Source organism: Salibacter sp. (assembly GCF_031581065.1).
Classification (GTDB): domain Bacteria; phylum Bacteroidota; class Bacteroidia; order Flavobacteriales_G; family Salibacteraceae; genus Salibacter.
Genome location: NZ_JAVLBN010000055.1, coordinates 1 through 11,901, shown reverse-complemented (window position 1 = coordinate 11,901; position 11,901 = coordinate 1). Strand labels below are relative to the sequence as shown.

At 43.2% G+C, this 11,901-nt stretch carries 16 protein-coding genes; 9 read left to right on the top strand and 7 right to left on the bottom strand.

The window, feature by feature from the left end; genetic code table 11:
• Window positions 1-99 precede the first annotated feature (99 nt).
• The 6 genes from RI557_RS10385 to RI557_RS10360 all read right to left on the bottom strand — a co-directional run bounded on the left by RI557_RS10385 (window position 100) and on the right by RI557_RS10360 (window position 3,621).
• Window positions 100-426 carry a hypothetical protein gene (locus tag RI557_RS10385; RefSeq protein WP_310683641.1) on the bottom strand — a complete coding sequence of 109 codons (327 nt, stop codon included), beginning with the start codon at window positions 424-426 and terminating at the stop codon, window positions 100-102.
• Entirely contained in the window at window positions 423-1,280 is an 858-nt protein-coding gene (locus tag RI557_RS10380; RefSeq protein WP_310668927.1) for an MBL fold metallo-hydrolase, read from the bottom strand. Before RI557_RS10380 ends, RI557_RS10385 begins: the two co-directional genes overlap by 4 nt.
• 57 nt (window positions 1,281-1,337) lie before the next feature.
• Complete coding sequence (locus RI557_RS10375; RefSeq protein WP_310668928.1) at window positions 1,338-1,898, bottom strand: DUF4924 family protein; 561 nt, start codon at window positions 1,896-1,898, stop codon at window positions 1,338-1,340.
• Window positions 1,898-2,518, bottom strand: coding sequence for an OmpH family outer membrane protein (locus tag RI557_RS10370; protein WP_151165942.1), 621 nt, complete (start codon window positions 2,516-2,518; stop codon window positions 1,898-1,900). The genes RI557_RS10375 and RI557_RS10370 overlap by 1 nt, the downstream gene beginning before the upstream one ends.
• A 90-nt stretch (window positions 2,519-2,608) precedes the next feature.
• Window positions 2,609-2,947: a hypothetical protein gene (locus RI557_RS10365; RefSeq protein ID WP_310668929.1), complete on the bottom strand. Its 339-nt coding sequence runs from the start codon at window positions 2,945-2,947 to the stop codon at window positions 2,609-2,611.
• Window positions 2,948-3,003: 56 nt separating this feature from the next.
• The gene (locus RI557_RS10360) at window positions 3,004-3,621 is read right to left on the bottom strand and encodes a hypothetical protein (RefSeq protein ID WP_310668930.1); all 618 of its coding nucleotides are present in this window, start codon (window positions 3,619-3,621) and stop codon (window positions 3,004-3,006) included.
• Between the two features lie 56 nt (window positions 3,622-3,677).
• Between RI557_RS10360 and RI557_RS10355 the strand changes: the two genes are divergently transcribed.
• Entirely contained in the window at window positions 3,678-4,439 is a 762-nt protein-coding gene (locus RI557_RS10355) for a DUF1853 family protein (RefSeq protein WP_310668931.1), read from the top strand.
• Here RI557_RS10355 and RI557_RS10350 read toward each other — a convergent pair.
• Window positions 4,429-4,911 carry a glutathione peroxidase gene (locus RI557_RS10350; protein ID WP_310668932.1) on the bottom strand — a complete coding sequence of 161 codons (483 nt, stop codon included), beginning with the start codon at window positions 4,909-4,911 and terminating at the stop codon, window positions 4,429-4,431. The genes RI557_RS10355 and RI557_RS10350 overlap by 11 nt on opposite strands.
• A gap of 46 nt (window positions 4,912-4,957) precedes the next feature.
• Between RI557_RS10350 and RI557_RS10345 the strand changes: the two genes are divergently transcribed.
• Genes RI557_RS10345 through RI557_RS10310 form a run of 8 tightly spaced genes read left to right on the top strand, consistent with a single transcriptional unit; the run spans window position 4,958 to window position 11,606 of the window.
• Window positions 4,958-5,614, top strand: coding sequence for a heme exporter protein CcmB (locus RI557_RS10345; protein WP_310668933.1), 657 nt, complete (start codon window positions 4,958-4,960; stop codon window positions 5,612-5,614).
• A 12-nt stretch (window positions 5,615-5,626) separates the two neighbouring features.
• Complete coding sequence (gene ccsA, locus RI557_RS10340) at window positions 5,627-6,295, top strand: cytochrome c biogenesis protein CcsA (protein ID WP_310683638.1); 669 nt, start codon at window positions 5,627-5,629, stop codon at window positions 6,293-6,295.
• Window positions 6,285-6,506, top strand: a complete 222-nt coding sequence (locus RI557_RS10335; protein ID WP_310668935.1) for a CcmD family protein — start codon at window positions 6,285-6,287, stop codon at window positions 6,504-6,506. The genes ccsA (RI557_RS10340) and RI557_RS10335 overlap by 11 nt, the downstream gene beginning before the upstream one ends.
• 5 nt (window positions 6,507-6,511) lie before the next feature.
• A complete protein-coding gene (locus tag RI557_RS10330) occupies window positions 6,512-6,955 on the top strand; it encodes a cytochrome c maturation protein CcmE (RefSeq protein ID WP_151165950.1) in 444 nt (147 codons plus the stop codon).
• A 2-nt stretch (window positions 6,956-6,957) separates the two neighbouring features.
• Window positions 6,958-9,381, top strand: a complete 2,424-nt coding sequence (ccsA, locus tag RI557_RS10325) for a cytochrome c biogenesis protein CcsA (RefSeq protein WP_310668937.1) — start codon at window positions 6,958-6,960, stop codon at window positions 9,379-9,381.
• Window positions 9,378-10,139, top strand: coding sequence for a DUF2520 domain-containing protein (locus RI557_RS10320; protein WP_310683635.1), 762 nt, complete (start codon window positions 9,378-9,380; stop codon window positions 10,137-10,139). The genes ccsA (RI557_RS10325) and RI557_RS10320 overlap by 4 nt, the downstream gene beginning before the upstream one ends.
• A complete protein-coding gene (locus RI557_RS10315) occupies window positions 10,132-10,638 on the top strand; it encodes a 3-deoxy-D-manno-octulosonate 8-phosphate phosphatase (protein WP_310683633.1) in 507 nt (168 codons plus the stop codon). The genes RI557_RS10320 and RI557_RS10315 overlap by 8 nt, the downstream gene beginning before the upstream one ends.
• Complete coding sequence (locus tag RI557_RS10310) at window positions 10,635-11,606, top strand: geranylgeranylglycerol-phosphate geranylgeranyltransferase (RefSeq protein WP_310683631.1); 972 nt, start codon at window positions 10,635-10,637, stop codon at window positions 11,604-11,606. The genes RI557_RS10315 and RI557_RS10310 overlap by 4 nt, the downstream gene beginning before the upstream one ends.
• Window positions 11,607-11,901: the final 295 nt, after the last annotated feature.

Genomic DNA, 11,901 nt, shown 5'->3' with positions numbered 1-11,901 from the left:
TACATCTATATTCCCGAAATAACCTAATCACACTGCTACACCATAACGTTACCACGCTATTCTTATCACGCGGTTCATACCTAAAAATCCAACAGCCCTTTACCCCACCTCCTTCTCCAATCTTTCCTTCACACCCGTTTCATCATCCGCGATGTCGCGGTCTTCGATGAAGATCACTTTTTTATCCTGGGCCTTTAGGTCTTCCTGCATTTTCGCTTCGAGGTGATAGCTATCCGTGTGGTCGTGGCTATCTTCAATGAGGTAAATCGCTACCTGCTGATCGGGAAAGTAGAAGTTGAGGAGGTACTCGCCTATTTGAACGAACTCCTCAACCGGTTCAGGAGGGAGCAACTCGCGCAGCTTCACGTGAGCTGCACTTTGGTGTTGCATCCAGTAATCGTCTTCTAAATAAAAGCTGTCCATCATTCGCCAAACACTTCGCGAAAAGCAAAAACCTCATCCAGTCGAACACCTTTCTCAGTGTGTTTGACCGTACACAATTCGTTTTGTGAGTCGTGCTCAAGGAACAGCACGTAATTCTCATCGGCTGCTTTTTTCAAAAACTTATCCTTCTCATCGAGCGTGAGTAGCGGACGCGTATCGTAGCCCATGACAAAAGGCAACGGAATGTGTCCTACTGATGGTAACAGATCGGCCATAAAAACGAGTTTCTTGCCCTTGTAATTAATGTGCGGAATCATCTGCTTATCAGTGTGGCCGTTTACGTACAACACGTCAAACCCCAGCGGAGTATCCGTCAACATATCACCATTCGGTACATCCAGGTGATTGAGCTGTCCGCTCTCTTCAATCGGTAAAATGTTTTCTTTCAGGAACGAGGCTTTTTCTCTCTGATTTGGTTCAGTGGCCCATTTCCAGTGATTCTCGTTACTCCAGTATTTCGCATTCTTGAATGTGGGCAGCAGCTTGTCGTCCTTCGTTCGCTCAATCGCACCACCGCAGTGATCAAAGTGAAGATGCGTCAAAAACACATCCGTAATATCATCGCGGTGATAACCTTGCTCCTTAAGCGATTCGTCCAGTGTGGGTCCGTGCGGATGGTAATGACCAAAGAACTTCTCACTCTGTTTGTCACCCAGCCCGGTATCGAGCAAGATCAACCGGTCGCCATCCTCAATGATCATGGAACGCATCGCCCACGTACACAAGTTTTTTTCATCAGCCGGATTTGTGCGGCTCCACAATTGTTTTGGCACAACGCCAAACATCGCTCCGCCATCCAGTTTGAATTTTCCTGCTAAAAGTGGTGTAATTTTCATAATCTCCTGTTTTTCGGTCAGAACCTCTATAGCCGGCTTTCCGGGCGGTTCTGACTGTTAATTTTGTTGTGGCTTTGGCAATACCATTTTTCCTTCGCGCACATCCTGGTAACGCTTGCCGAGGTAAGTGAGCAAGTTCGAGAATTTTTTCACTTCCTCCAGCGTTTCATCCGTGATTTTCTTCTTTTTCATGCGCAGTACCATCACGCCATAAATTCCGTTGAAACAGAGCTCAATCGGGTTTTCAACAGAGTTGTCAGACTTCTTCTTCAACTCCACGATTCCGGGATAAGCCTCTTCAAAGAGCTTTTGATAGTCCTTGTCGTTGAGCGTTGTCATGAGCGCGTTGTGGACATACGAAAGCTCACCAATTACCTGGTAAACTTCCTCCACGTGGCCTTTCTCAGCCATGTTCTGGCTCTCCATTTCGTGGAGCATATCTTGGTACCAGCGCATGAGCTTGCCGCGATCTCGTCCTTTGATGCCCTGCTTATCGATGAGCATCTCCTCTACCAGCTCTTTGTTGAGCGATAGAGATCTGAGTAAATCCTCAGTGTGATAGAGATACAGCACGTACTCTATAATATTTTCCTGTAGCTTTTTTTCGTGTTCAAGCATTATTGTTGATTGCTTAGTTCTGCTTCACCATCGTAGCGGTCGTTGAGTCCTTTGATAACCTGATCAGTGATATCTACCTGCTCACTCGACCACAAAATGTTACTCGATATACTTTTACTCAATACTACTTTGTAATTGTGTTGTTTGGATATTTCATCCATGTAGAGCGTAACAGAATCGGTCACACGTTGGGTGAATTCCGTTTCAGCTTTTGCGAGCGAGCGGGAAAGGTTGTCCTGTAATTCGTAGAGTTTTTGTTCGCGTTTTTGGAGTTCCTGCTGGCGTGCCTGTCCTTCAAATCTGCCGAGAGTTGGTGCATCGCGCTTCAGTTTCTCGTAATCATCCATCAACTCACCCTCCTTGGTTTTAATGCGCGACTCAAATCTCGCCTGTTGTTTGCTGAGTTTCCCTTCCAGCTCTATGGCGAGTTCGTACTGTTTCATGAGGCTATCGGTATTGACGATGGCTACGACAGGATCTGACTGTTTTGAGCTGTCTTTTTCTTTTTTACCTGATTCTTCTTCAACGATAGGATCTACATCTGCGAGGTAGAGTCCGCCAAATACGATTGCAGCTAAAAGTGCAATTGTGCTAAAAATGAGAGATACTTGTTGCTTCACGGTTTTCAAATTTTAAACAAAGGTATAAATGCAAAAAAACTCCTGCCACAATGTGACAGGAGTTTCAGGTAAGTCTATTTTAATTCTTTTTTATTCTCCTTTAGAAAAGCTGAGTTGCTTTGGAAAACTGTAATCTGAAGAAGTATTGACAGTTTTCATTTCATATTGCCCATTGGCATTCTCAGTTAACTGGATGTTAGCTACTTGCTTTTCGCCATCTAAAACAACCATGTGAGCTGTTGACTGATCGATTTTTCCATCGAGCTTGTAAGTTTCACCACCAATCATGATGTTTCCTTTAACGTAAATATCGTTCTGGCTCAGTTCAATTGTTGCCTTGCCTGATTTCAGCTTACCATTGAAGTCGCTCGCCATAATGGAAACTGAAAATGCAAAAATGAATGTAAGTGCTAAAAATATGCGTTTCATAATCTTTGGATTTGAGTCAAATATAAGTGAATTTCCTTTTCTATGACGTAAGGACGCTAAAGAATGTTGTCTGGATCAATGTAGAAAACATGATCGATCAACTCTTCAAATGATTCTGCATTTTGATAGCTTCGGTCGCTGTACGTGTTGGCCATCAGCTTGACATAGCTGGGGATATCGTTTATTGCCACATATTCGATGTGTACATTCCCAAAAGATTGTGAGGCTCTTTCATTTTCGTTTAGATCCCTGCGCGGCTTGAGGTAATAAACCTGCTTTTCTTTTACCAAATCGTTGATTTCACTCAGCGAGCGATGAGAGCTTTGCACTTTGTACTCATCGAGATCATTAACTTTGTCCTTGAAGTATTCGAAGAGATGTATAAAGTTCTCAAACCCAAAAATATCGCTGTAAGTGAAATAAAAGCCGTTTGATGCCTGGGAGTTGAAGATGTGTAACCTGACAGTTCCCTCGATATCCTGTTTGCGCAAGTCGTAGTTATCTCGCAACATTTTGATGTAGGGAACATACTTTTTGTTGTACAACCAGTCGCTGTACTGGAATTTTTGACGGGGAGAACGTTCAATTACTTCGCGATGAATTTCAACTTCTCCCTTTTCCTTGTCAGGAACTCTACCTTTGAGCAGGTTATTTAGTAGTTTCTTTAAATTCATTTCAGTAGGATTTAAAGAACAAAGTTGGATTTTTTTATCTGTATATTAGTATCAGGATGTTTCAAAATAGAATCAAAGATTATATTTACTGGATGATTTCCAATCCGTTTTTATTAACGGCAAAAGGAAAAAACAACCTTCAAAAGGAAATTACTCATGATTGGTCAGAGCGCTTTCAAGGCGAATCAAAAACTGTAACACCACGAAAAAGGCTCGGATTCCTCTATGAGGATCTCGTCTCACACCTCATCACTCAACACCATAGCTACGAAATTGTTGATCGCAATATTCAGATCATTGAAAACGGAAAAACTCACGGAGAAATAGACTTTGTGGTTCTGAACAAAACCACCGATCAACTCATACAACTCGAAAGTGCCGTCAAGTTTTACCTTTTCCATCCGCAATCGGGAATGTGGATCGGACCAAACGCAAATGATAAATTGCATCTCAAATACAACAAGCTGATTGAAAAACAGCTCAATTTGTACCGCGACTTTGAAGAGTTGATTCCGTATAACATCTCAGAAAGTCAGCTGTGGACGAACGGAATGCTTTTCGTTCCACAGGGATCTGACTATCAACTACCGGAATACGTCAATAAAAATGTTGAGATTGAAAACTGGTTCTTTAAAAGTGATGAGGAAAAACCCAAAGGTGTTCCTCTCAACAAAAACGAGTGGATTATACCTACAGATAAAATCCACTCGCAATTAGCTATGAAAAGAAAATCTACTTTGGAAAAATCTTCAATGTTGCTCAACACAGCGAGCAACAATAAGTTTTTCCTTGTTCATGAAAATTGGCCTAATTCTTAATAAAATTGATTATTTCATCAGTTGCCGGATTTTCCTGCGGGTGAACATGACCTACATATTGACCATTTTCATCGATCATGAACTTTTGGAAGTTCCACTCTACCGGAGCATCTTCCACACCGTTTTCATCTTTTTGTGTGAGCCATTGATAAACTTCGTGTTGATCGTCACCTTTCACTGATACTTTCGACATCATTGGGAAGGTCACATTGAAGTTCGACTCACAAAAAGTCTTGATTTCATCTTCAGTGCCGGGCTCCTGATTGCCAAAGTTGTTAGCTGGGAAGCCCACTATTTGAAAGCCGTCACCACCATATTCTTCGTACAATTCCTGGAGTACGCTGTACTGAGGTGTGAGTCCGCACTGTGATGCGGTGTTCACTACCAACAACTTTTTTCCTTTGAAATCAGATAGTTGAACATCTTTTCCTTCTATATCTTTAACCGTAAAATCATGAAATGTTTTTGCCATACTTTTGCGTTTTGATTGTATCTAATATTACAAAACTTTAGTCTCTTTGTTCAACGAATTTACAGCCTTATTGTCAAAAGAAGTTAAACTGGAGTGGCGCAATAAATTTGCCCTTGGTGGATTGTTGCTCTACGTGGTTTCCACGGCTTTTGTGGCTTACCTCAGTTTCAAGAAAATTGTTGACATTCCGGTTTGGAACGCGTTATTCTGGATTATTTTTCTGTTTGGCGCTACCAATGCTGTAGCCAGGGCTTTCGTGCAGGACTCCAAAGAAAAGCAGCTCTACCTCTACACGTTAGCAAGTCCGCAAGCGATTATTTTGAGTAAAATGGTTTACAATGGACTCTTGCTGTTTGTTATTTCGGTTCTGACCTACATTGTATTTGGTGTTTTAGTTGGTAATCCCATTCAAAACCCTGTCATGTACCTCACCGCCTTAATTTTGGGTTCAACCGGATTTTCGGGAACACTTTCGTTGCTTTCAGCTATTGCCTCGCAAACACAAAACAACGTTTCACTTTTATCGATTTTAGGCTTCCCCATACTACTCCCTCTCCTAATGACTTTGTTAAGACTTTCTAAAAATGCGGCCGATGGTATTTCGTGGACTGTGAGTCTCAACTATGTATGGATTTTACTGGCGCTTAACACTATCGTTTTCGCATTATCCTATCTATTATTTCCATACCTTTGGCGCGAATAAAATCAACTCGTTTTGGCAAAGAACTGGTGGAAAGCAATTGCGGTAATTTTGGTCCTTTTTGCATTGATAGGCGGGCTTTTAATTGATGTCCCCCGACTGCCGATTCTCAACGAAACAATTCGGAATCTCTTTTATCACGTAACAATGTGGTTTGCCATGATGATTCTCATGACGGCATCCGTAGTTTACAGCATAAAATATTTAAGATCAGGGAAAGAGCTGGATGATGCCAAAGCCAAAATTGCGGCTGAAATAGGTTTATTCCTGGGTGTACTGGGAATTGTTACCGGATCAATTTGGGCCAAATTCACCTGGGGAGCTTACTGGATCAACGATCCCAAACTCAACGGAGCGGCTGTCACTATCCTGGCATATTTCGCTTACATGATTCTGCGCAACTCGTTTGACGATGAAGAAAAGCGTGCTAAAATATCGGCCGTTTACAACATTTTCGCCTACGTATTGCTCATCGTTTTCCTCATGATCTTACCCCGCATGACCGATTCACTCCACCCGGGAAATGGCGGTAACCCTGCCTTCAGCCAGTACGATTTGGATAATACGATGCGCATAATTTTCTACCCGGCAATTATCGGGTGGACGCTCATTGGAGTTTGGCTGGGTGAACTCAAACTTCGCCTGCATAAATTACGTATAAAAAAGCTCGAAGATGAACTTTAAACGAACTGCTATACTCGCATTGATACTTTCTTTATTTTCTGCTGTTTCGGTCAGAGCCCAGCAAGGGGTTGAAATGGCCGATGTCATGCGATCTGAAGGAAAGATCTATATCGTGGTGGCGGTTATAGCCATCATTTTCATCGGGATTGTGATTTACATGATCTCGCTTGACAGGAAATTATCGAAACTCGAGAAAGAACTAAGAGATTAAAAAAGATGAAGAAAGCTCATATACTCGGCATTATTATTATTGCAATCGCAATCGGTGCTATTCTCACCACGTTGTCTGATTCAAGCACTTATGTTGCCTTTGATGAAGCCTTTTCCAATCCCGGTGAAGAATACCACGTTGTGGGAAAGCTGAACAAGGAAAAAGACCTCAATTACGACCCGCAAACAGATCCCAATAAATTTACCTTTCACATGATCGATAACGAAGGAAAGGAAAAGGAAGTGGTATTGCACAAAAGTAAACCGCAGGATTTTGAGCGATCAGAGCAAATTGTACTCATCGGCAAAGCACAGGGTGATGAATTTCACGCCAAGGAAGTGCTCATGAAGTGCCCATCGAAATACAACGATGGAACTGAAGGGTTCAAGACTGAGGAAGAAATGGAACAAATAAGGGCTGAGGAAGAATCGAGTAAAGCGAGCATTTAATCATGATAGAATACGTGGGTGAAAGACTGTGGGCCGGATACCTCGGCAACACATTTGTTATTTTGGCTTTTGTTGCGGCCTTACTGGCAACTGTTTCTTACGCATTAGGAGCTATAAAAGGTGATAAAAACCACAGTTGGAGAAAAATAGCGCGGTCGGCATTTTTTGTGCACACCTTCTCGGCAATCGGGATTGTTGTTACGCTGCTTATTATGCTCGCCAACAACATGTTTGAGTACCACTACATTTGGCAGCACTCAAACAGCGATATGCAAATGCGCTACATCTTTTCGGCCTTTTGGGAAGGACAGGAAGGAAGTACCATTCTTTGGGTCTTTTGGCACAGCATCGTTGGGCTGATCCTTCTCTACACCGCAAAGAAATGGGAATACCGCGTAATGGCTGTTTTCAGCTCGGCACAGGTGATGCTACTCACCATGATTTTGGGTGTCTTCATCTTTGAAAAACAATTCGGGAGTAACCCGTTTACTATGCTCCTTCGCCACCATCCTGATTTTGCCAATCTCCCTTTTCTTCAGAACCCAAACTACATTCAAACTATTGACGGTAGCGGACTCAATCCACTACTCAAGAACTACTGGATGACTATTCACCCGCCAACTCTGTTTCTCGGGTTTGCACTCACACTCGTTCCTTTTTCCTATGCTGTTGCAGCACTTTGGAAAGGGAGTTATAAAAAGTGGGTAAAACCAACAATTCCATGGGCTTATGCAGGAGTTGGTGTACTCGGACTCGGGATTTTAATGGGTGGTGCCTGGGCTTATGAATCGCTTTCTTTTGGCGGCTTTTGGGCATGGGACCCGGTTGAAAATGCATCACTCGTACCCTGGCTCACTTTGGTTGGTGGAGCACACCTCTTGCTCATTCAACGCAACAAAGGCGCTTCACTCGTTTGGAGCTTCATCCTTTTGATTCTCACATTTTTCATGATCCTCTACTCTACTTTCCTCACAAAAAGTGGAGTACTGGGCGATACATCGGTTCACGCCTTTACTGATCTCGGACTCTCAGGTCAGCTCGTGTTTTACTTTGCTTTTTACGGAATTCTCGGGTTCGGACTATTGATTTACAGACTCAAAGACATTCCCAGGAAAAAAGAAGAAGACTCCCTTTGGTCGAGAGAATTCTGGATGTTTGTGGGTGCTCTCATTCTACTCCTTGCCGGATTCCAAATCACGTTCTCCACGAGCATTCCAGTTTGGAACAAGCTTTTCGGAACTGAAATGGCTCCACCGGCTGATCCGATTGAGCACTACAACAGCTTTCAACTGCCTTTTGCCATCGTGATTGCCTTCGTGATCGGATTTACGCAGTACCTGAATTACCGCAAAACGAACTTCCGCAACTTCATCAGTAAGGTACTGCGCGATGTCATTATCGGGTTGGCGTTTACCATCGCCATCGGATTGGGAATGGGCATGAAAGACCCGCTTCTACTCCTCTTGTTATTCGCCACACTTTTTGCATTGGCAGCTAATGTCGATTACCTGTTCAGATCCACTCGCGTTCAGCGTGTAAAATCAGGTTCGGCAATTGCGCACATCGGTTTCCTTTTGGTCCTGATGGGAGCTCTGATCTCGAACGGAAACAAAGAAATTATCTCTGAAAATACTTCACAATACGATCTCAAGTCACTTGACACCAATTACAGCAATAAGGAAAACATCCTGTTAATGCTCGATGACACGATGGAGATGGCGCAGTACAACGTGGTGTTCCGCGGAAAGGAAAAAGAAGGAATTCACGTTCACTATAATGTGGATTACCTCGACAAAGAAACGAACGAGAAAAAATTCACGCTGCGCCCATTTGTTCAGCTCAATGAGCGAATGGGTAATGTGGCTGAGCCATCAACACGTCACTACTGGAATAAGGATATTTTCACGTACATCAAGTACGCTGAGTTGGAAGACCGTAAAGAACCACAAAGCGACAGTTACGAGGAGCCGCAGGAATTCAAGGTTTCAATTGGCGACACTATTTATGCCAACAGTGCAATTTTTGTTTTCGACACGTTGAAGGTGGTTCAGAACAAGGAACTCCGCGACAGCCTAGAATTGCACAATCACGACTTGCTCGTTAAAGCTGAGCTCACAGCATTTGATTTTGACACAAAAAGCCACAAGCTAGAAACGTATTTTGGTACGCGCGGCAGCAAAATCGTTACCATTCCTGATGTTGACGACAACCTGTACGTAAAAGTGGAACTCTTCAACATCGATCCCGATGAAGAGCAAATGGAGTTCCGCATTTTTGAGAAAAAGAACAAGATCAAGGAGTTCATCATTATGCAGGCCATGATCTTCCCGTATATCAATATTCTTTGGATCGGGGCAATTTTGATGGTGATCGGTACCGTAATCGCTATTGTTTCACGCCTTGTGAAAAAACGCAAATCGTCATGATGCGCATTGCCATCATCGGTACAGGAAATGTAGCGTGGCAGTTTGCAAACGCTTTTCGCGAAAAGCACAACGTTGAATTCATTTATGGTCGGAACGCTAAGAAAGCCGAACAGCTAGCTCAATCGGTTGAAGCTGCATTTTCGACATCTTTCAATCAAATTCCGCGCGACCTGGATCTCTACCTCATCGCAATCTCAGACGATCAAATTGAATCGGTTGCTGGTCAGATCCCTGAAGTGAGCGGAATCGTTGCACATACTTCGGGAAGCGTGGATCTGACCGTGATACCACACGAAAAAAGTGGTGTCTTTTACCCGCTTCAAACACTTTCAAAGGAAAAAGTTGTCGATTGGAAAAAGGTGCCGCTCTGCGTGGAATCTCAGCATGCGGAATCGCTGGAAGCATTGACTGAGCTGGGATCTTACCTGAGTAAAAATGTGCAACAAATCGATTCACAACAACGCAGGGCCATTCACCTGGCGGCTGTTTTTGCCTGTAATTTTTCCAATCACATGATGGCCAATGCACAGGAACTTTTGCGGGAATCGGAACTGGATTTTTCAATCCTGAAACCGCTCATCGAGGAAACGGTTGAAAAGGCACTTGAAGTAGGTCCTGATAACGCGCAAACTGGTCCGGCTGTTCGTGGTAACGAAAAGACACTGGAAAAACACCAGAATTTACTGGAAAACCACGCCCGACTACTGGAAATTTATAATTTGGTCAGCCAAAGTATTCAAGACACGCAGCATGAGTGAGCATTATCTCAAGAAACTTCCCAAAATCACGACTTTAGTATTTGATGTTGACGGTGTCCTCACCGATGGATCTATCACGTTAATGCCTGATGGCGAAATGATAAGAACACTCAACACGAAAGACGGTTTTGCCATGAAGCAGGCTGCTAAGGCTGGTTTGCGCATGATCGCAATAACGCGCGGCAGCTCACAAATCGTGAAGGACAGTCTGCTCCGTTTGGGATTTGAAGATGTGGCACTCAACATCATCGACAAGTTAGACAAGTACGATGAATACCGTCACATTTACGACTTGCAGGAAGATGAAGTCCTCTACATGGGTGACGACCTGCCGGATTTGGAAGTGATGCGCGAGGTGGGACTTCCAACCTGCCCAAAAGATGCAGTAAAAGAGGTACGCGATGAATGCGTGTACATTTCACCGTTTGATGGCGGGCGAGGTTGCGTTCGCGATGTCATTGAAAAAGTCATGCGTGCTAAAGAGATGTGGTCATTATGAACTGGCTAAAAACAATTCGCCCGATCAATTTACTGATTATCATCATCACGATGTTGTCTTTGCGCTACCTCGTGATAGAACCTGTTTTGGTGCAGCTATCAGCGATGCTCAAAACCGAGCTCGTTCTGCAAATGACTGTACTACAGTTTTCTCTTCTCGTACTCTCAGTCATTTTAATTGCAGCAGGTGGCTACATCATCAATGACGTTTATGATGTAGAAATAGATCGCAAAAACAAGCCTGGAAAGAACAAAGTAGGGCAACAAATAAGCGAAAGTCTGGGATTCAACGTCTATTACATTTTGACAGCTACCGGAATTGTTACAGCGCTCGCACTCGGTTTTTGGCTAGGCAATTATAACCTGGCATTACTGCACATAGCTGTAGCTGCTTCGCTTTGGTTTTACGCAACAAACTTTAAAAAGTCATTCCTGATCGGGAACCTGATCATCAGTTTGTGTGTCGGGTTGATTCCGATTGTTGTCGGGTTTTACGAAATTGTACCATTACAGGAAGAATATTTCCACCTCAGCGAAAAGTACAAGAACTTCAACCTCAACTTTTTGTCTTACTGGATGATCGGGTTTGCCGTATTCGGATTCTTGGCAACGCTCGCCCGCGAGATCACCAAAGACATGGAAGACAAAGAAGGTGATATCAGTCAGAACGCGAAGACACTGCCCATAGTGGCAGGTAACGCCATTGCTAAAATCGTGGTCGTGTTGGTTTACGGTGCCATGATCTACGGGCTCTACCACATTTACGTGACCCACTTAACCGATAGCTGGACATTCTGGTATTTTAGTCTGCTCGCGTTACTCCTCACGGTTATGCTCATCCTAACCGTACTGGCCAAAACCAAAGGACATTATCACAAAGTGAGCAACCTCAACAAGGTCACGTCAATCCTGGCGATCCTCTATCCTATTGGTGTAGCGTATATGCTTTATAACAGTAATTTGCTGTAGAGAAATAAGCTCTCCCTGCGTTTGAGCGAGATAATGAGGTATACGTATTTCTTTTGATAAATAAGGGCTGACGGTTTCAACCAAAAAAGAATAGAGCTTGTCCTTTTATCTTGACACAAAACGATAAAGCAAAACTCTTGGAATCTTTAAGTTATTATGTTTATTCGTTTTGCCTTGATGCAAAAGAATTCAACCGAGCCGAAAGGCGAGCTCATAAGTACCTATAAAATTTTTATGAAACGAATAATAAATCAAGTCTCCGACTTTAGATCACACTTGAATATTGATTCTTAAT